Below are 21,136 nucleotides of genomic sequence, written 5' to 3'. Positions count from 1 at the left end.
AGTTCGCTTAACTGTTGATTTCATAACACTCTCCAAAAAAGGTTTGAAAAGTGTCAACGTTATTTAGGACGGGTCACTAAATCTAAAAAAGGCGCCCTAGGCGCCTTTTTTATTAATCCAACTTTATCTTTCCCAATACGACTCTTCTAAGCTATCTTCTCGTTCTGGTAAGCCGCGAGATAGCCTTGGGCTGTGCTGTGCTAATACCTCATAAGCCACTCGGTTAGCATACTTACAGATTTGCGAGAAAGAGCTATAACACAGGCCATCATTTTTGTGCTTACTAGACCCAGGAACATTTGCGCGATGATAATCGTTAGATGCTAAGTCGTGCAGTAATGCTGATAACGCGCCATCGCCTGCGCCGTTAGTATTACGGATTTTCTCAGGCCCGCCCATATACGGCGAGATGTGAGCATACACTTTAATTGGCTCATCACAATCTCTACGACGCTTAGGTCGAGAAAACTCATAACGGTTGAACTCAGGAATGGCACCCGGTAGCAAAGCATGGCTGGTTTCACGTTTTTCACTATCGTCGGTATAACCTGCAGTATATAAACCCAAAGGCCCTGCCGTGGTTAACACCATATCACACCAATCTAAGGCTGCCTCACTTGCGCTTAATGGATCTTTAAACCCGGTTAACGCTTCACCTTCATCTTCATTCATTGCCAAAATAGACACATTTTCCTTAATGAAGTCACGCCACCATTGTGGATCTTCTTCAATCAGGAATCGGGTACCTAAAGTTAATACTACAGGTACGTCAGCAGCTTTGGCATATTCGATTGCTTTTAATGCCGCTGCGCCAATTTGATCTCCACCACTAGCACGCATTAAATAAGCGGTTAATACCAATGCTGAAGAGCTTTTGACAATTTTCTCATCAATATATTCAGGCGTCAGTTTATCCATAGCACCTTTACTAATTGCAAAGGTTCGCTCACCACATTCAGAGATGAGTGTAAAACAACGCCCTATCGGCCCATCTACAGGTTGTAGATAGTTCAGATCAACTTTGGAAGAGGTGTTGCACAAATAACGGTACGCATAACTACCTACCGCAATATTGTTACTCATAACCCCAAACAACACTGAGCGGTCATCTGCCAATATCGAATAGTTATGAACAGTATTACCGATCGTTCCTCCAGCAAACTCATCACTGACTAATCGATTATCCTTTAGCTCATTGTACAACTCATGAGCTTTGTCATCGTCGATTAACGTCGAATTACCTTTAGGTAATCCATAGCGTTGCAGGAGTTCGTCGGCAACTTTAGCCTCAATATCCACTAAGGTTTGGTCAATACCACTTATATGAGTAGAAACATGCTGTGGTTGCTGAGTCAGCTGCGCAAGCAGTGGGTCTTTATTTTTGACTGGAAAATAGTGTTTAGATTTGCGCTGTCCAGGAAACTTCATAACAGATTCTCAATATTGGCATCCTTGCTATCATCTAAAAATAGCACACTAGTTTCCCCCCACTAGCATGCGTGGCAAAAAAGACTATGCCGCCATCAAATTATCAAATGGCGGCAGATACTAGCACAATTTAGCCTTAAGCGTAGCAGTTTATGATGCAGGTGCAGCTAACCAGCCTGCAGATTGAGATTTGACGATCTCTGCCAGCATATTGATGTGGGCATCATTATCGTTCAAACAATCAATGAATCGGTACTGTTTGCCCCCTGCCTCAATGAACTCTTCTTTCCCCTCAGTCGCAATTTCTTCTAAGGTTTCCAAACAATCAGCGGCAAATGCTGGGCACATAATATCGACAGATTCAATGCCTTCTTTTGGCAAAGCTTGCAGCAGCTTATCTGTGTATGGCGTTAACCATTCCTCTTTACCAAACTGAGACTGGAAACAAATTCGCCATTGAGACTCACTCAGCCCCAAAGCTTGTGCTAACAATTCAGCGGTTGCTTGACACTGAGCTTGATAGGGATCGCCTTCGGTCACATAACGCTTTGGTACGCCATGGAATGACATCAATAAACAATCTGCTTGACCATATTGTTGCCAATGCGCCTTAACCGAGTTCGCTAGCGCGGCAATATAATTAGGATCATCAAAATACTGTTTATTAAACCGAGTTTCCGGATAATCTCGCTGCGTCTGATACAAACCGGTAATGGCATCGAAGACCGGTGCGACCGTTGAACATGAATATTGTGGATAGAGCGGAAGCACAATGATCTTTTCAGCGCCCCGCGCTTTTAGCTCGTCAAGGCCGCTTTTTAACGATGGATTGCCATAAGTCATGCCTAACTCAACAGGCATATTTAAGCCTACTGATTGCAGTGCTTTTTGTAATTTTTGCTGTTGGCGTTGGCTGATGACCATAAGCGGAGAACCTTGTTCCCACCAAATGCTTTTATATAGCTGAGCTACCTTTTTAGGCCGCGTATTGAGAATAATCCCATTTAATACCGGCTTCCAAATAAGCGGGTTAACGTCAACAACACGTGGGTCGCTGAGAAACTGCTGCAAAAAACGACGCACATCGGCAATATCTGGGCTATCGGGCGTGCCCAAATTGACAAGTAAAACACCAATTTTTTCTGACTGAATATTCAAGATAACTCTCTTTATCAACTAAACAGAATAGATACATAAGAACCAGCTTCAAACCAGTGGCTAAGTACACCGCTATCCTGGGGTTATTATGAGTCTTCCCAAACTCAGACAAAGCCTGCAAAACAGTATGAATATGAATCTCTTTAAGGCGTATATTTTTCTTAAAAGTGCCCTTGACCATATAAACAATAAACGATGGATTTTACTGGCCGCACTATATGAAGAATATGTAAGAAAAATGTAAGGCTACCATTGAGTTAGGCAATAAAAAAGCCCACCAATGTGGGCTTTTATTAAATATGAGAGCTAGCTCATATAGAGATTGTACTAATCGTGACTAGCTTAATGCTGCTTCGATTTCAGCGCTAACGTCAGCAACACTCTTAGTGCCATCAAACTTGCTGTAAACCAGCTTACCTTGGTCTGCAAGATTACCGTAATATTCAACTAATGGCTTAGTTTGATCATGATAAATCCCAAGGCGCTTACGTACTGTCTCTTCTTCATCATCAGGACGAATTGCTAAATCTTCACCGGTCACGTCATCCTTACCTTCAACCTTAGGTTGATTGTAAACAATGTGATAGACACGACCAGAACCTGGGTGAACACGACGGCCACTCATGCGCTTAACGATCTCCTCGTCTGGCACATCAATTTCTACCACATAATCAATATCGATACCGCTGCTAGCCATTGCATCAGCTTGCGGAATGGTACGAGGGAAACCATCGAATAAGAAACCTTTTGCACAATCATCTTGAGCAATGCGTTCTTTAACAAGGCCAATAATGAGCTCATCAGAAACTAGCTGTCCTGCGTCCATCACTTTTTTGGCTTCTAACCCTAACGGCGTACCCGCTTTTACTGCAGCACGTAACATATCACCAGTTGAGATTTGTGGAACACCATATTTTTCCATGATGAACTGTGCCTGGGTACCTTTACCGGCACCTGGGGCACCTAATAGCATAATGCGCATCTGAGAGTCCTCTTATTTCGCATAGTTTTTATCATTGGGCGGCGATCTTCGCACAAATAGCCGCTATTTTGAAGGGGCGATGTAGAGTTTTAATTGCCCCTTTTACTTGTAATTTTGCATAGCTACTGTTAGACGTTTCGCCTAACCACACTCGCCTTAATACAACAAGGTATATAGCTTTCGACGATATTGGTTCGCCATGGCATCACTTTGACCCAAGGCCGTTAAAATATCTAAAAATAACTGCTTCACTTGGCCATCTAACGCCGTCATATCTTTTTGAAGCACCACATACAAACTTTCTAATGCTTCATCATTACGACTCGCTTGATGTAACGCACTCGCCAACTTATGCACTAAAGCAATATCATCGGGACTGGCCGCTAATTGTTGCTGTAATCCTCGAATCTCTGGTGTATCAGCGGCTTCCAATGCCAAGGTTAATTTGGCTTTTAAGCTCTGAAAGTAGCTATCTTGATCTGCTAAGCCAATTGCGTCTAGTAGACTTTGCGCTAACACTAAGTCGCCTTTCATCAACAGTGCATCGGTATAAGGTAGCGCTACTTCTGCTGACGTAGACTCGCTATATGCTTGTTTTAATAGCGGTAAGGCTTGATCGACGTTTTGCTCAGCAAGCAGTTGCTTTGCTTGTTGCAAGTCCAGCTGCCATTGGGCAGGCAAATGCTTTTCTAGCATTTGTTCAATTTGCGCGGCCTCTTGAACACCAGCGAAACCATCGATTGGTTTACCTTCACTAAGCACCATCGTGGTAGGCAAGCTCTGGATCTGGAAATAGTTGGCAATTTCCATCTCAATATCACAATTGACTTTGGCTACAATAAATCGGCCAGCTTGCTGCTGAGCCATCGCCACCAATGTATTGGCCAGCGCAACACTTTCAGGGCTTTGTTCGCTCCAAAAGTTCAGCACAATGACTTGCTGCATTGAAGCATCAACAACTTGTTGAATATTCTCTTTGGTAAGATCTAATACAGGTTGCATAACCATCCTTGCATTTAATCAAAAAAGCAAAAGGCAGTATAAACTGCCTTTGCTATATTGGGTCGTGAAGATTACTTCAAGTTCGCCATCAACATCTGGTTCATCAATTTAATGAACGCTGATGGGTCAGCCAAACTGCCTTTTTCTGAAAGCTGAGCTTGTTGCAATAGCAATTCTGCCCATTGTCCAAATAGCTGCTCATCTTGTTCGTTATCAAGGCGAACAATCAATGGATGCTCTGGGTTAATCTCGAATGTCGGCTTAGATTCAGGAACATCTTGACCAGCCGCTTGCATCAACTTAATCATTTGGCTAGACATCTCACCTTCTCCTGCAACCACGCATGCAGGCGTATCGGTTAAACGAGAAGTCACTTTAACGTCAGCCACTTTGTCGCCTAATACATCTTTGACACGTTTAACTAGGCCTTCAGATTCAGTCTGTAACTTTTCTTGTGCCTCTTTATCAGCGGCATCTTCCAGATCACCTAATTGCAAATCACCACGGGTCACTGAATGCAGTTGCTTACCGTCAAACTCAGTCAAATGGTTAATCAACCACTCATCAATACGCTCAGACATTAATAGCACTTCAATGCCTTTCTTACGCAGCAACTCTAGATGTGGGCTATTGGCCGCTGCTTCATGACTGTCTGCAACAATAAAGTAAATTTTTGACTGGCCTTCTTTCATACGTGAAACGTAGTCAGCTAAGCTCACAGTCGGCTCTGCACCCTTGCCTTCGGTTGAAGCAAAACGCAATAAGCCAGCAACACGCTCTTTATTAGCAAAATCTTCAGCAGGACCTTCTTTTAACACCTGACCAAATTCAGCCCAAAAACTTTGATATTTTTCAGCGTCGTTCTTAGCCAGTTTTTCCAACATGCCGAGCACACGTTTAGTGACAGCAGTGCGTAATGCGGTAGTCACTTTGTTGTCTTGGAGAATTTCACGCGACACGTTCAATGGCAGATCATTGGAATCAATCAAGCCTTGAACAAATCGCAGGTAACTTGGCATAAACTGCTCGGCATCGTCCATCACGAATACCCGTTGAACAAACAGTTTTAGTCCGTGCTTACGGTCGCGGTTCCATAGGTCCCACGGCGCTTTAGCCGGAATATAAAGTAAGCTGGTGTATTCTTGCTTACCTTCTACGCGGTTATGACTCCATAATAACGGGTCAGTAAAGTCATGAGAGATGTGCTTGTAAAACTCTTGGTACTCTTCTTTTGTGACATCACTCTTATTGCGTGTCCACAGTGCTGTTGCTTTGTTCATTGCCTGCCACTGACCTTCAGTTGCAGGAATGGCTTCGCCGCCCTCTTCTGTCGCTTCTTGTGCCGGTGTACCTTCTTGCCACATCTCTACCGGTACTGAAATATGATCTGAATACTTAGTGATGATAGAGCGCAGACGGAAATCATCAGCAAACTCTTTCTCTTCTTCACGCAGGTGCAACGTAATCTTGGTACCGCGAGTTGCTTTATTAATGGTCTCTACAGTGAAATCACCTTCACCAGCAGACTGCCACTGAACGGCTTCTTCGGCACTGTGACCTGCCGCGCGTGTCTCAACGGTAACTTGGTCTGCAACAATAAATGCAGAGTAAAAACCAACACCAAACTGACCGATCAATTGTGAATCTTTTGACTCATCACCGGAAAGATTTTTGAAGAACTCGGCAGTACCAGATTTAGCGATCGTACCTAAATGTTCAATAACGCCGTCACGGGTCATACCAATACCATTGTCTTCAATGGTCACTGTGCCCTTTTCTTTATCAGCGCTAACGCGAACTTTAAGCTCACCATCGCCTTCATATAACGCATCGTTGGTCAGTGCTTCATAACGTAGTTTGTCCGCTGCATCTGCCGCGTTTGATACCAATTCACGCAAGAAAATCTCTTTATTTGAATATAAAGAGTGAATCATCAAATTCAGTAGTTGTTTGACCTCAGTTTGAAAGCCATGAGTTTCTTGTTGTGACATCGATTATTCCTTCTAATACACTAAACACGTCGATGCAATTAGCATCTCTATGGCAGTAGAGATGGGGTTAGTTTTTTCGTTTTCAAGAAAAAAAGTGACCCATTTATCTTTTTGGATAAAAAAAGCCCAGTTACTCGGGTAACTGGGCTTTTTCAACATAAAAACTTGGACGTGATTACAAGGGAATACGACCGTTAAACGACAACGCGAGCGTAGTGCTATCGACATATTCAAGTTCACCGCCAACAGGGACGCCGTGGGCTATACGACTCACAGCAATATCGGCTTGTTTTGCCATATCAGCGATATAATGCGCAGTGGCATCCCCTTCAACCGTTGGATTAGTCGCTAAAATAAGTTCGGTCACTTTGCCTGATGCAATTTGTTTGGCAAGTAATGCTAACCCTAATTCATCAGGGCCCACACCATCGAGAGGTGACAAATGCCCCAACAGCACAAAGTAACGTCCAGAAAAATGTCCCCCCGCTTCAATGGCTAACACATCAGCAGGTGTTTCTACTACACACACTAAGCCAGAATCGGTACGTTTAGGGTTAGCACAAATAGGGCAAAGCGCTTCTTCGGTAAACGTACGGCAATCATCACAATGACCAACATCACTCATCGCGCTCGATAAAGCTTGCGACAACTGCTTGCCAGCTTTGCGGTCACGCTCAAGTAACTGAAACGCCATACGCTGCGCTGATTTTGGCCCAACGCCGGGTAAACAGCGTAACGATTGAATCAATTCATCAACAAGAGGACTAAACTTCATCGTCAATTAAAATGGCATCTTCATACCTGGTGGTAATTGCATGCCACCAGTAACTTCTGCCATTTTCTCTTTTTGACTTTCTTCTACACGGCGCGCCGCGTCATTACACGCAGCAGCGATCAAATCTTCTAGCATCTCTTTGTCGTCTTCTAGCAAGCTTTCGTCGATATCGACTTTACGTACGCTATGCGAGCCAGTCATGGTCACTTTAACAAGACCCGCACCGGCTTCACCAGTGACTTCCATACGAGCAATTTCTTCCTGCACTTTGGCCATCTTGTCTTGCATCATCTGGGCCTGTTTCATCAGGTTACCCATACCGCCTTTTCCAAACATATCGATCTCTCTATCAATAATAAAATCTGGCTAATCTTACTCAATTAGCATGAATAAGCAATTAAAGCCGACTGTTAAACTCAAATAAATTGTAAGTAGTGTGAATTGCACCGTGCAAGTATATCCTGCCTGTAGCTTAACCCCCGCTTAATCAACTCACCGTTATTGGCCCAATACGGCAATGCATATCGATGATTGTCTGTTTCACGGGGGCACGCACAAATGACAATCCAGCTTAATGGCTATGACTTGGTTAACCGTGAAAAGTTCGAGCCATTTATCAGTTCGATACTCTCGCCTTTAACCGCCATTAGCTCCGGTGCATAACTGATAGTGTCCGGCTCCATTTCGACCTGCATAAATTGCTGCAGCCACTTAATGTTATCATCAGTTTGAAAACTGTAGTCAGCCTGCGCAACCAACTCTTTATGAAATCGCTGCCGAATTTCAAGCGGCGTTTCTCGTTGTGAGTCAACCCCAACATCAATATTAATCTCAAAATGCTCGCCAAGGGCTTTGTCCAACGCTTGCTGTAACTGTTCTACAGCAACTGGCGCTGCTAAGTGCTTTTGATTGGGTTTCAACAGCAAAGATAATGGTGAACTAAACTGTGGACAAACCGAGTTAACTGCCAATTGACGTACGCGGCCACCCACTTCCAACACCGACATTAACCGATACCATTTCAAATCAATATCATTGCCAGTGACCTCTCCTTCACCTAACGGTGGTAATACCGCCGGTAAGCTTGCTTGTCCCTGAGCATTAACTAGCCCAGTAGCATCACTCGTTGCAGGCAAAGCTTGCTGTGCTGCTTGCGAAGTTTGCTCAGTTGCTAACAACGCGTGCTCATCAGTTTGATGATATTGACCGGTTTCAGCGGCCTCAATGTCCCCTGTTTGGCTCGCTAAAGACGAATCATTTACTGGTGCTGCTGGCTCCCAAGGCGGCCTATCATCGGCACTAATTAGCTGTTTATTCGCAGCCTGTGTATTTTTTTCAGGCAGCGTCTCGCTATCTTGCTGGACCTTATCTATTGATTGTGACCGATTGACTTCGGTTTCAACTTCAGTCGTTTCATTGCTATCACCAAGCGCATTGGTTTCATCAGCCGCAGGTTTACGTGTGGGTGGCACATAAGCCTTTTTACCGGCTAAAGGCTTTTTTGTGTCACTCTCCTTAGCAGGCTCTGCATCTAAGTCTGTCAGCAGCGACTGGCGGGCAGCGAGCACTGCATCAAGTGGATCATCAAAGACCTCACCGCTTGATGGTTCCGCATTGTCCCGCTGGCTGCTTGGCGATCTAACTGCTGTTTTGGCGGTTTCCACTGCACTTGTTGTATCAAACGATTGTGATGATTGATTCGGTGCAGACTGCGCAGTTTCTGCTAACGTATCAAACAACGGTGGCTCTACGTAATACTCTTCTGGCTCATCGTCCATCGCCGCTGATTGCATTTCATAGTGTTCAAGCGGGATTTGCTGCTCATCAGTTAAACTTTGTTGGCGCGCTTCTTCAGCGGCAGATAGACTCTGCGCCGCAGCTAGTTCATTTTCAGCGCTTAGCTGGTTATTTGGTTGCTGAGTACTTTGTTGAAGAGTGCTTTGTTGATGAGTGCTTTGCTGCTGTGTGCCTTCTTTGTGGGTGCTTGGTTGACCAGTGCTATGCTGAGAGTCGCGCTCATCGGTATCAAGACTCGCTTTATCCTGAGCGGACGAAGCAGCTGACTGACTACCCATTTGGCTAGCCGCTTGGCTGAGTATTAAGGCTTGTTCACTTAACAGTGCAGCATCTGCTATTTCATCGTCATTTTTACTGTCAAATTCGCTGCTGTTATCGCCATCCGCAGTCTGCTGTTCTACATCGATTGAATCTTTAGCACTTGATGAAGTCGGCCTATCATTGACCGCATCATTGCTCGAAGGTGTAGCAGCAAGGGGCAAGTCAACGGGTTTAGCTGTCACAGCTTGTTCGTTGTGCTTTATTTTTTCTGCACTATCTAAGCTAACTGCACTTTCTGCGCTGATAACAGGCTTAGCGTCTGGCAGTGATTTACCCTCATGAGGCTGTGCAAGCCAGCGATTGACCGGCTTTTCAGGCACAAAAGCAATAGCGCGCAGTAAAGCCATTTCCAAGCCCGACTTAGGATCTGCTGCGTGAGGTAAATCACGACGACCATTTAATAACAGTTGATAATAAAGCTGCACTTGCTCAGGGTTGAGCTGCTGAGCAAAATGTTCAATTTGGGTTGTATAGGCAGAGACTTGCGCGGCAGCCGGGGCAAATTGGGTCAAGGTAATTTGATGCAATAACTCCAACAGAGAACGCAACACTTCCTCAGCCTGTGCCCCCCTTGATAAGACATCATTAACTAAAGTCATCAACTGACCAATATCACCTTGCATCAAGCCATCAAGAAGCGAAATAACATAACGCTCATCTATGCTGCCTAACATAGTTTGGACAAGTTCCAACTGCACTTTACCAGCCCCGAAAGCGATGGCTTGATCGGTTAAGCTAAGCGCATCACGCATACTGCCATTGGCAGCTTTTGCCAGCAGGTTTAACGCTGTTTGATCATGACTAACATTTTCTTTGGATAATATCGTGCTCAATTGTTCAGCAATTTGATTCTGCGTTAAGCTTTTGAGGTTAAACTGCAAACACCGTGACAACACCGTCACAGGCAAACGCTGTGGGTCGGTAGTTGCTAGGAGAAACTTCACGTGTTCAGGTGGCTCTTCTAAGGTTTTCAGTAGCGCATTGAAACTGCTTCGAGACAGCATATGCACTTCATCAATCAGGTAAACCTTAAATCGACCTCGACTCGGTCGATACTGCACGTTGTCCAGTAACTCACGGGTATCATCAACTTTAGTGCGTGATGCCGCATCGACTTCAATTAAATCAACAAATCGACCTTGGGCAATCTCTTCACAGCTTGAACACGTTCCACACGGCGTCGCTGTAATGCCTTGCTCACAATTCAAGCCTTTGGCAAACAATCTCGCTAAACTGGTCTTTCCGACACCGCGAGTTCCAGAAAACAGATAAGCATGGTGTAAACGATTTTGTGTCAATGCATTGGTCAACGCATGCAACACATGTGATTGACCTACCATTTGCTCAAAAGTGGCAGGGCGCCATTTTCTGGCTAACACCTGATATGACATGGAACTCCCCAACGTGTCATGAAAATGAGAAAGCGGGACAATTGCCCTAATTGAAGCACAATACCATGCTAACGATAAAGTCGCTAGCAACCACAAAAATCCTCAGCGCAACTGATGGAAAATTAACTGAATAATCATCACAAAACAAAAAGCGCCAATGATAATCAGCATTATCATTGGCGCTTTTAGGATAAAAACCTATAGGCTATTAGCGGTTATTCACCTTCAAACTCAACGAGTTTTACTAACTCTAATCCCATCGCTTCTAGTTTAGTTTCTCCGCCTAAATCAGGTAAAGAAATCACAAATGCGGCGTGGGATACTTCACCACCCAACTGACGAATTAGTTTTACCGTTGCTTCGATGGTGCCACCTGTTGCCAACAAATCATCAACCACTAACACTTTATCATTTGCATCGATTGCATCAGTGTGGATTTCTAGCATGTCATGGCCATATTCAAGCTCATAACTTTCACTGATTGTTTGGCGAGGTAATTTTCCTGGCTTGCGAACTGGCACAAAACCAACACCTAACTCTAATGCTAAAGGCGCACCAAATAGGAAACCACGCGCTTCAGTACCCACAATTTTAGTAAAACCTAGGTCTTTGTAGTGCTCAACTAATAAAGCGATAGTAGCCTGATACGCTTCTGGCTGCTCCATCAAGCTAGTCACATCTCTAAATAATATCCCTGGTTTTGGATAATCTGGAATGGATTTAATGCTTTGCTTGATTAACGCGAGTTTATCTGTGTTCATTGCTATCATCTTTTGAGTCATCCCGGTATATTTCGGGCGGGCCAAACTTGACCACTAGATTAGAATTTTCGGCTAAGCTTAAGCCGCTTTACCTGCCGTTGCAACAATCGAAGCCTAGATCTACAACATAGATTACTATGACAGATCACATTTTAACAATTCGACGGTGCTCTTTTGGGCAACGCATCGAGAGACTACTTTTGAGCTATTCATCTTCTAGCTCAGGAATTTGGCGTAAATACAGCAGCAAACAGGTACAAAAGCACGCCAACATCACTTTGACCCATAGGAGTGGCACGATGGCGATACTAATTGCAAAACTCAATGTGCTTGCAATATAAGCCTTACGCTTCAAGCCTTTGCGAATCGCTCTTTTTTCACCCCAATCAGCCAACGCTTCTGCAAACCAAGGGTGTGTCATTAGCCAGTTATGTAGGCGCTGACTTGAACGTGCGAAACAATAAGCCGCCAGTAATATAAATGGTACTGTTGGCAATAAAGGTACAATAATGCCAATGAGCCCCAGAACCAGCGCACATAAGCCAACGATTAGAAAGAAACCGCGTTTTAATACCATGAAGTTCCCAATAAAAAACCACCCGTTTAAGAGTGGTTATTATACTCAAAAGCATCTGCTAAAACAGGAATGCTTATCATTACTGTGACTAAAGCACACCTGCATGTTGTAACCAAGACAAACTTGCTGGTAATGTTGGTAGCAATAAGACTAGTAAAAATCCAATAAAATAAACTGCATCAAATGGGTCTTTAAACGGCTTGCTCATGCATTCCTCACTCTATGTTGACGTTGATTTATTGATCTAGATCAATTTTTGGCGTCATTATAGTGATCTGAATCACAGATAGATAGCCTTTAACCAAAACTATTTTAGTCGCTGAAGATTAACCTTGGCTGAACTTACTAAAGCGCACAATGCCCTTTTGTGCCATGTCATCAAGCATCTGTTGACTGCCTTGAGCTAATACCGCTTTATCCATATCAACATAAGTCTCTGTCAACCAAGTTAACACCTGCTCATAAGTCACACCATCTTGCTGTGAGATAAGCGCCAACACCTGTGCACTTAGCGGGTTAAGCTGCAAAAAACAAACTTCATCGCTGAAATCACGATATACACAAAAAAAGCTTGGTTGCTGTAGGGGTTGTTCAGGTTGAAAGTCAGGACTAATTTTGTGTACTTCATAATGGTATTGAGCAATTTTCGCACTATCGCTTATCACTAACACGCCACTATCGATGGATTGCTGTTCAACGAGGATATGCAAGGGGTTATCACGCTCAGTTGCCACACAAAGTTCTAGCCATTCATAATGTGCCAATTCCAACATAAACTCAGGATCATGTTCAGTCGGTTGGTACTCATTTTGCAAAAATGCCAAAAACTCTTGGGCAATTTCAATAAACAAAGGCGTCTTACAATTATGATTGGCAAAAAACTTTTGCACTAAATCCAACCAGTCTTGCTGCTGATATAGGGAACATAAGACCGGAAATGCATTACTTACAAAACCATTCACATTATTAAAAAACAATTCGCGATAAACAGTCATACGCCGCTGTTCAATCCCTTCAGGCAAGGGGCGACTTGGATCACGGATATAATCAATGAAACCCTGTTGAATATCAGTAAATGCCACTATGCGCTCCTTGGTACTTTCGGAAGAGCTTGTTGTTGGTATTGATGAATTTGATTGATTTCTTGCAACAACACTGACGTCTCTGGAATATTAAAATCACGTTCAAGTAGTGTTGGAAACACCCCATGTATTTCATAACACTGCTGTAATAGGCGCCAAACCGGATCGATAACATCTGCACCATGGGTATCGACCATTAGGTCCTCTGCTTCAACATAATGGCCAGCTATGTGTAGATATCGAATACGCTCGGTTGGCATCGTTTTTAAAAACTCAAGCGCATCATATTGCTGATTAATCGAATTGACGTAAATGTTGTTAACATCGAGTAGTAGCTGACAATCGGCCTCTTGCAAAACCGCATTGACAAATTCGCACTCCGTCATTTCACTGCCGGGTTGCGCATAGAAAGACACATTTTCAAGGATTAGCGGCCGCTCTAAAATATCTTCAACTTGCTTAACCCGTTTAGCTACATGAGAGACAGCTTCACTAGTAAAGGGAATTGGCATCAGATCATACATATGACCTTCGCCTGAGCAATAACTTAAATGTTCAGAATAAATATCAATACCATGGGTATCGAGAAATCCCTTAATTTGCTTTACAAAAGCAATATCTAAAGGCGTACTAGCACCAATTGATAGCGACAAGCCATGACAAAAGAACTGATGTTGCTCGGTAAGCTGACGAAACTGTTTGCCAAATTTGCCACCAAAAGTCATCCAATTTTCTGGCGCGACTTCAAGGAAATCAATCTCATTAGGTACTGACTGACAAAATTCATCGAGCATTTCTCGGCGTAATCCAAGACCGACTTTAGCTTGTTGGTTCATTACGACTCCACATCCCATAGTGAAAATGAAATAGGCCAGTAAACTGGCCTATTGATACCAATGAATTGTACAGAGTTTTGACTGCGATGAATTCACTCTCGCACATCGAATCTGTGTTAATTCAATGAGGTTATGCCGGATTAGTGGTTACCACCACATTTGCCTTCACCGCATTTACCTTCTTTAGCTTTCTTATCGCCGCCGCACTTACCTTCACCACACTTGCCTTCGCCACATTTACCTTCTTTGGCTTTTTTGGCTTTTTTGTCGCCGCCGCATTTACCTTCACCACATTTACCTTCGCCACACTTGCCTTCTTTGGCTTTCTTATCGCCGCCGCACTTGCCTTCACCGCATTTGCCTTCGCCGCACTTACCTTCCTTGCCTTTTTTCTCGCCGCCGCACTTACCTTCACCGCATTTGCCTTCGCCATCTACGATTTGGTAACCAGCTTGTAATTCACTATATCCAAAAGGGTTTGCCTGAGCTTGACCCGCGTAAGCCGAACCAGCAACAACAGTACCCAAGGCAACAGCTACAGCAGTATTTTTAACTAATTTCATAATATATTCCTTCAATAATTTCTACATGTATATGTTTGCCAACACCAATTTTTGCTGGCTCGGATAATAAGACCTGAGAGCAAACAACTTTATTTCAAAAAAATTACTCATCGTTCACATTTATGGCTCAAAATGTGAGATCTTGCAAATAAATCTTGTTCAATAAGTGTTAGGAAGCACTTGTTGAACAACATAAAATTTTCACCTTTGTGTATCAGGTAAGGTTCAAGTAGAATGGCGCGCCTTTATTTAACCAGCCAGCAAATAGCCCGACGTTTTCAGGCTAATACCTAGGCATACTATGGATAACCAATAATCATGCGTGTCATTCTTGCTCCGATGGAGGGGGTTGCAGATGCCCCAATGCGTTCATTGCTTACCCAAGTCGGCGGCTATGATCTGGTGATTAGCGAATTTATTCGTATTGTTGACCAACTGTTGCCAAAACGCGTTTTCTATCGTCTATGTAGTGAACTCAATCATCAATGCCGCACTCCTGCCGGCACCCCCGTCAGACTGCAGCTATTGGGACAACATCCTCAGTGGATGGCTGAAAACGCGGTAAGAGCGATTGATCTTGGTAGCCGCGGCGTTGATATCAACTTCGGTTGCCCTGCCCCTATGGTCAATAAAAGCAATGGCGGGGCTGCGCTATTAAAGCAGCCAGATGTTATTTACCAAGTCGTTGCCGCAGTGCGTCAAGCTGTAGACAGCTCAAAACCCGTCTCTGCAAAAATCCGCCTTGGCTGGGATGATAAAAGTCGCTGCGTAGAGATCGCACAAGCCATTGCCGCTGCAGGCGCAACTGAATTAACGGTTCATGCTAGAACTAAGGAAGAAGGCTATCGTCCACCGGCCCATTGGCAATACATTAAGCAAATCAAAAATGCGATTGATATACCGGTGATTGCAAATGGTGAAATATGGAGCCAGGAGGACTACCTCGCCTGTAAACAAGCCAGCGGCTGTGAAGATGTGATGTTGGGTCGTGGTGCCCTTACTGTGCCCAACCTTGCCCATGTAGTAAAAGGACAACAATCGCCTTTATCTTGGCAAGCAGTCAAAGCCTTGCTACTGCAATATTCTGAATTTGAAATTGTCAGTGATAAAGAAAAATACTATCCAGCAAGAATAAAGCAATGGCTAAAATTTGTTGCACGTCATTATCCAGAAGGTGAACAGCTATTTGTTGAGCTAAGAGTACTTAAGCAGACCGCAGACATTTTGTCGCTATTAAAACAAGCCTAAAAGCGTTAACAAGCGCAATGATTCCGCCATACAGGTCAGATCTCTGTGACTAATTGATCTAGCAAGACAAAATGTCACACAGATTTGATCTCAATCATAGCTGATATTCGCCACCTGTTTACACTGAATAACCACTATCAGTAATTAGGCGAAGACACGTGAATAATAACTCGGTCAGACAAGTTTTGTCGGAAGTAGAAGCTGATCTGAGGGCTGACTTGGATAGACAGCAAATTAGTCAACTTGGCAGCCTGGCTTATACAGCCTCTATCAGTGATTTAATCGAACAGCTCACCCAACTTAAACGTTGCGATGATCCTTTGTTCATACAACTTACCAAGCTTGACGCAGCATATTGTCAACTTGATATCGGCATGTACGGCTTGTGTGCTGACTGCGAATCAGAAATTGAAGCTGAGCGGCTCGCTAAAGATCCCCTCGAGCAACGCTGTGCTGCCTGTAGCGCCGAATTTTTTCACCAGCACAGGCAAGAATTACGCCTAACTCATTAGCCGAATAACACTGCACACAACGCTTACATCGTGATTTTCGCAGTCTTTTTAATAAAGCAGATATAAAAAAACCTCCCAATTGGGAGGTTTTTTACTTATCTAAACAAGTTTAGAATTTTTGGTTGATTCTTAGGTAGAAAGTACGACCTAGGACATCATATAGATTTGTATTCACATCACGGTACCCAGCGTAGTCATACCAAGTAGGCGCTTCTTCATCAAACAAGTTGTTCACACCAACAGTAATTGTACCATTCCAATCGTGAGTATAACCCACTTGGAAGTTATGCTTAAAGTAATGCGGCGTATCAACAATATAATCGTAACCTAAATCATTCCAGAAATCGGCTGATTGGCTACCAATATATACTGTTGTCCAAGCAGCGTTGAAGTCATTGTAATACCAAGCTGCAGCAAAGTTACCACGTAATTGTGGATAGTCTTGTACACCAGCCCAATCAATTACATCAGACTCAGCATCTGCTTTCTCTTTGAAATCTAGAATGTGTGTCAAATCAAGCTTTAGGTTGAAATCACCGAATCCCGTCTCGACATTATAGCTAGTGGCAAAGTCAAAGCCGGATGTTTCTAGTGAAGCTTTATTAACATAACCACTTTCGATGTATTCAATCTTGCCATCTGAGCCACGTGTTACGAATGGAGAGCCACCGTTAAGCTTTTCATCTCTAATCACATCAGTTGCACTAACTGACTCAATCTTATTGTCATAAGTTATTGAGTAATATGACAGCTCAAGACTCCAAGCATCGGTAACATTCCAAACGCCGCCTAAGGTCAACGAGTTACCTTCTTCAGCTTCAAGATTTGGGTTACCACCAAACCAAGTTTTGTGTTGGTTACCTGTTGCACAGTAGTTTTCATCAGCACCTGGGTTAGCTTCACACCAAACAGAATCATAAGCTTTCTCGAAGCTCAAAGATTGCGATGAGAACATTTCGCCCATATTTGGCGCGCGGAAAGAGTCACCATAGCTTGCACGTAATAACAGTGAATCAACTGGACGCCAGCTTAGGCCAAACTTAGGTACAACTGCATCAAAAGTTGATGAGTTGGTCACCTGACCTTCTGGTCCAGTAAGTGTACCTTCTTGCTCGTAACGCTCATATCTAAGAGCTGCAGAAACTTCGAAGTTTGCAGGTAGTGCCACTTGAACTTCGGTATAAGCCGATTGTCTAGTACGTTCAGCATCAACATCATCACCACCTGACCCACCAGAAATAATACCAGCAGCAGATTCAGGATCTGATGTTTGCTTGAAATTAATCATTTCATATTCAACACCACCAACAATAGCTACCGATACGTCGCCTTCTTCATACAAAAGCGTGCTAGCTAAACCATCAATTTGGGTACTGTCGAATTTACCTTGATAAACACCTGTGTGAGCAGCAGCACTATACAAAGCGGTCATTTGTTGATCCCACTCGGTATAACTCATACCAGAGGTATTAAAGATGTCATAATTTCCTGTATCAATTTCACTCTGGATAATGTCATCATTAATCAAATTATAATTAAATGCATTGGTGGTTGAACCAGAGTGCTGAACATTCAGCTCCCAATCTAAACCATTACCAAGCTCAGCATAACCCACAAACCCACCAAGAATGTCATAGCTATTTGTTTCAGTTAACGTATCACGCTCACCAATTTGCACTGAACGCATGTACAAAGTCATATCTTCGCCAGTAGGGTTGTACTGGTTATCTGCACTCATTACAGGATAGTTCGTCGAAACAGGGGTACCTGCATAACGAGTATGAGTATCACTTAATGATGCAGTACCACGTCCACGGAACTGAATATTGTCAGTGATTTCATAGTTAAAATTGGTCATAAACGAGTTACGTGTTAAATCACCAAATAGCTTAGTTACTTCACCATAACTGTAGAAACAACGACCATTGTTTTCACCATCGGTACCATTTGAAACATTTTCAGTTTCTTCACACATGTCTGAGTTTGAATAGAACGCATAGATATCGTCGCCATCTTCATTTTTCTCACCTGTGTTGTAGTAGCCGTTAGGTACTGAACTGAACGAACTATAATCACCGTAGCTCGGGTCATCCATTTTCCAGATATCTCTATCCATTACTGCTTTAGTGTCATAGTACTCATAGGTAAACGTAATATTACCTTTATCACTGTTGAAACCTGTAGCAATAGAGAATCGATTAGCATCACCACCTTCTACAGAAGGCTGTTCAAGACTGTAGTCTAATTGAAAACCATCAAAATCTTTTTTAGTAATGATGTTAATTACACCTGCAACCGCATCAGAACCATAAACGGCTGAGGCACCGTCACGAAGAATTTCGATACGCTCTACAATAGCAATTGGGATCTGAGAAGTATCAGCAGTCGAACCAGAGCTCGAACTTGTGCCTGGCATGCGGCGGCCATCTAGTAATACCAATGTAGCCTGAGAACCCAAACCACGCATGTTTACGCTCGAGGTCGCGCTAGCACCAGAACCATAACCTGACGTACCACGCCAAGAACCAAAAGCGTTAATAGATGCATTATTTAATACATCGGCAACAGTCTTTTCACCTGTTAGGGCAATATCTGCAGCACTCAGAACTGTAACAGGTGAAGAAGTTTCCATATCCACCTGCTTAATACGTGAACCGGTAACTTCAATTCTCTCAACTTTGTCGCTTTGCTCTTCAGCAAACGCGACGCCCGAAAATGCAACGCTAGTTGCAGTCGCTAGCAAACCAATGCGCACTGCTTTCGCTGTTAAGGTCAAAGAGTTCATATTTTCTCCCTTCTTCACCAGATTTAAAGTTAATAAAAATCAGATGAATGATGTTTGTTATTTTATTTTGTTGTTAGAAGTTAATGACTTCGTTAAAAATACTGCAAAAATAACAAAAACAAGTCAATTAGATTCACAAGCAAACAACTTCTTTGAAAACAATTGATACAAACAGGCTCAAAACACAAACAAAAAACCACCTCCAAAATAAATTTAAAAACATTAAAATCAACAACTTCAATACCAGAAAAAGCATAACACCCAGATAGAAAGTTATTTATCAAACCATGGTTACAAAATAATACATATGAAAAAACAAAGTTAAATAAAATACGATCGATTAACAAGGGTGAAACCTGGAAACATATTAAAAACAATAAATATAGATTTGATACATAATTAAAAAAATGCGAGCCAACAAAATTAAAACAACCACTAACAAAATATAAATAACAATTAGAAATACTAAATGACTTTTAGAAGTATGCTTAATAAATCACCACATAAGGGGAAGCGATAGCTGAAAGCCATTAAAAAGCCTCTTAGGAGTGCAATACTCAGGTATTTAAATATGGTTTCTATGACGCTACTCGACTGCAATAGATCTCCCCGCGTGATGTCATAGAGGTGACCTTGGGGTATCAGCTAGGCCATAAGCTAAGTGGCAACGTAAGACGAAACAAAAATGGAGCACTAAATGGGAAAGGTGATGCGAAACAATATGTCGAAATCGATGGACAAACAGCGAGGTTTTACCACATCGCAAGTAAAAAGTAGTAAAAGCGAGAGGCACGGTATCAGCAGCTAGCCTTCAAGCTTGTTTTAGAAAGAAAATGATAAACTAGAAAAGATAGCAATGATAAGAGAAAGCAAGTGATTAGCGAGCAGCAAAACGTACTAATTAGCTGCTCAATCACATGAACAGCTAAAGTAGAGCGCTTTAACTGAGGGCAACCTTTGCAAAATAGATTGCAGTTTTGACCTCGTGAGACGAATAATAACTCACCAGTAACTCATCGCCTTCAACGACCACGCCCGCGTAGCTGGTATCACCTGCCGATGGTAAACGAATAAGTTCATTAACAATATGACGCTCAATATCAATATGTACGATCGCAGTCCTAACCTGCTCGTCGTAAAGCCGAACCACGGCATACAGCTTATCTTGATAAACAAAAGTCACCGGCCCACCAACTCTTTTATCCAGCTCCACCCAACGCCAATCAGTAAACGGGGCCGAAGCCACGCCTAACAAGGCTAGCTGCTCATCTGACCAAACCGGATCTCGACGTAATAAACAATAAGCTTGGGTTTGCAGCTGATCTGATACAGAGGTGCTGATAAACGATAAGCCTGACTCATTAACATAGCCCTGCTGATTAAACCGCTCAATTATAGCGCGATAGTTATCGCCATCTTCACTTTGATACAATGCCACATAACCATCATCTTCATTGGGAAAGTACGCCACACCATATAACCTGTCTTGGTATTTGGCGATACGCCATAACCACTCGCCTTGTTCGGCAATCGGTTTAGGTTTGGACCAAGTGCTGCCATCGGCGCTTTTCCACACAAAACTCTGCAAAGGCGCTCTTTGTGGTTCACGAACTGGCCCAGCACCAAAAGCGAGTAACAGGCCGTTAAATACCACCAGTTTACCATCACGAAGATCACGTCCTTTCACGGTAAATTGGTAGACAGACTGCCAAGTTTGACCTTCATCTACCGACTTAAGCAGTCGCAATGCACCATGAGCACACACATGGGCTTCACCTTCTCGAAATATGCAATACAAAGCACCATTAAATCGCACTAAATCAGTAAATGCATTGTGAGGGGCACAATCCCAAATCATATTGCTGTGAATAAGTTGCATCGCCAAGCTATCCTCTAAAACCTTTGCTTAAGCTAATGTAATTTTTAT

Annotated in this window: 17 protein-coding genes; 2 read left to right on the top strand and 15 right to left on the bottom strand. The window is 43.1% G+C overall.

All coding sequences use genetic code 11. The annotated features are described in order from the left end of the window. Window positions 1-123: 123 nt before the first annotated feature. The 13 genes from ACHUFW_RS05095 to ACHUFW_RS05035 form a co-directional block, all read right to left on the bottom strand. A complete protein-coding gene (locus ACHUFW_RS05095; protein ID WP_394201114.1) occupies window positions 124-1,428 on the bottom strand; it encodes an inosine/guanosine kinase in 1,305 nt (434 codons plus the stop codon). A 150-nt stretch (window positions 1,429-1,578) separates the two neighbouring features. After that, window positions 1,579-2,586 carry a ferrochelatase gene (hemH, locus tag ACHUFW_RS05090; RefSeq protein WP_394201112.1) on the bottom strand — a complete coding sequence of 336 codons (1,008 nt, stop codon included), beginning with the start codon at window positions 2,584-2,586 and terminating at the stop codon, window positions 1,579-1,581. A 337-nt stretch (window positions 2,587-2,923) separates the two neighbouring features. Continuing rightward, the gene (gene adk / locus ACHUFW_RS05085; RefSeq protein ID WP_394201111.1) at window positions 2,924-3,568 is read right to left on the bottom strand and encodes an adenylate kinase; all 645 of its coding nucleotides are present in this window, start codon (window positions 3,566-3,568) and stop codon (window positions 2,924-2,926) included. Window positions 3,569-3,724: 156 nt separating this feature from the next. Beyond that, window positions 3,725-4,570, bottom strand: a complete 846-nt coding sequence (locus tag ACHUFW_RS05080; RefSeq protein WP_394201109.1) for a co-chaperone YbbN — start codon at window positions 4,568-4,570, stop codon at window positions 3,725-3,727. Window positions 4,571-4,641: 71 nt separating this feature from the next. Beyond that, window positions 4,642-6,561, bottom strand: coding sequence for a molecular chaperone HtpG (gene htpG, locus ACHUFW_RS05075; RefSeq protein ID WP_394201107.1), 1,920 nt, complete (start codon window positions 6,559-6,561; stop codon window positions 4,642-4,644). A 175-nt stretch (window positions 6,562-6,736) separates the two neighbouring features. Further along, window positions 6,737-7,336 carry a recombination mediator RecR gene (gene recR / locus ACHUFW_RS05070; protein WP_394201106.1) on the bottom strand — a complete coding sequence of 200 codons (600 nt, stop codon included), beginning with the start codon at window positions 7,334-7,336 and terminating at the stop codon, window positions 6,737-6,739. 6 nt (window positions 7,337-7,342) lie between these two features. Next, the gene (locus ACHUFW_RS05065; protein WP_394201105.1) at window positions 7,343-7,672 is read right to left on the bottom strand and encodes a YbaB/EbfC family nucleoid-associated protein; all 330 of its coding nucleotides are present in this window, start codon (window positions 7,670-7,672) and stop codon (window positions 7,343-7,345) included. Window positions 7,673-7,914: 242 nt separating this feature from the next. Beyond that, complete coding sequence (gene dnaX / locus ACHUFW_RS05060; RefSeq protein WP_394201103.1) at window positions 7,915-10,845, bottom strand: DNA polymerase III subunit gamma/tau; 2,931 nt, start codon at window positions 10,843-10,845, stop codon at window positions 7,915-7,917. A 215-nt stretch (window positions 10,846-11,060) separates the two neighbouring features. Next, entirely contained in the window at window positions 11,061-11,612 is a 552-nt protein-coding gene (gene apt, locus ACHUFW_RS05055; protein WP_394201151.1) for an adenine phosphoribosyltransferase, read from the bottom strand. Window positions 11,613-11,811: 199 nt separating this feature from the next. Continuing rightward, the gene (locus tag ACHUFW_RS05050) at window positions 11,812-12,183 is read right to left on the bottom strand and encodes a YbaN family protein (RefSeq protein ID WP_394201101.1); all 372 of its coding nucleotides are present in this window, start codon (window positions 12,181-12,183) and stop codon (window positions 11,812-11,814) included. Window positions 12,184-12,509: 326 nt separating this feature from the next. Then, window positions 12,510-13,265 carry an HvfC family RiPP maturation protein gene (locus ACHUFW_RS05045; protein WP_394201100.1) on the bottom strand — a complete coding sequence of 252 codons (756 nt, stop codon included), beginning with the start codon at window positions 13,263-13,265 and terminating at the stop codon, window positions 12,510-12,512. Continuing rightward, complete coding sequence (locus ACHUFW_RS05040) at window positions 13,265-14,101, bottom strand: HvfB family MNIO-type RiPP peptide maturase (protein WP_394201099.1); 837 nt, start codon at window positions 14,099-14,101, stop codon at window positions 13,265-13,267. Before ACHUFW_RS05040 ends, ACHUFW_RS05045 begins: the two co-directional genes overlap by 1 nt. Window positions 14,102-14,241: 140 nt before the next feature. Next, window positions 14,242-14,664, bottom strand: a complete 423-nt coding sequence (locus ACHUFW_RS05035; RefSeq protein WP_394201097.1) for an HvfA family oxazolone/thioamide-modified RiPP metallophore — start codon at window positions 14,662-14,664, stop codon at window positions 14,242-14,244. A 318-nt stretch (window positions 14,665-14,982) separates the two neighbouring features. Between ACHUFW_RS05035 and dusC the strand changes: the two genes are divergently transcribed. Continuing rightward, the gene (gene dusC / locus ACHUFW_RS05030) at window positions 14,983-15,912 is read left to right on the top strand and encodes a tRNA dihydrouridine(16) synthase DusC (RefSeq protein WP_394201095.1); all 930 of its coding nucleotides are present in this window, start codon (window positions 14,983-14,985) and stop codon (window positions 15,910-15,912) included. A 158-nt stretch (window positions 15,913-16,070) separates the two neighbouring features. Beyond that, complete coding sequence (locus tag ACHUFW_RS05025; RefSeq protein WP_394201093.1) at window positions 16,071-16,424, top strand: TraR/DksA family transcriptional regulator; 354 nt, start codon at window positions 16,071-16,073, stop codon at window positions 16,422-16,424. 109 nt (window positions 16,425-16,533) lie between these two features. Here the strand turns inward: ACHUFW_RS05025 and ACHUFW_RS05020 are convergent, their stop codons facing one another. Next, window positions 16,534-19,209, bottom strand: coding sequence for a TonB-dependent receptor (locus tag ACHUFW_RS05020; RefSeq protein ID WP_394201092.1), 2,676 nt, complete (start codon window positions 19,207-19,209; stop codon window positions 16,534-16,536). Window positions 19,210-20,149: 940 nt separating this feature from the next. Beyond that, the gene (locus tag ACHUFW_RS05015; RefSeq protein ID WP_394201090.1) at window positions 20,150-21,088 is read right to left on the bottom strand and encodes a beta propeller repeat protein; all 939 of its coding nucleotides are present in this window, start codon (window positions 21,086-21,088) and stop codon (window positions 20,150-20,152) included. Between the last annotated feature and the right edge of the window lie 48 nt (window positions 21,089-21,136).

Source organism: Shewanella waksmanii (assembly GCF_043643685.1).
Taxonomy (GTDB): domain Bacteria; phylum Pseudomonadota; class Gammaproteobacteria; order Enterobacterales; family Shewanellaceae; genus Shewanella; species Shewanella waksmanii_A.
The sequence above is the reverse complement of the archived record's forward strand: the minus strand, read 5'-3'. Positions and strand labels throughout refer to the sequence as shown.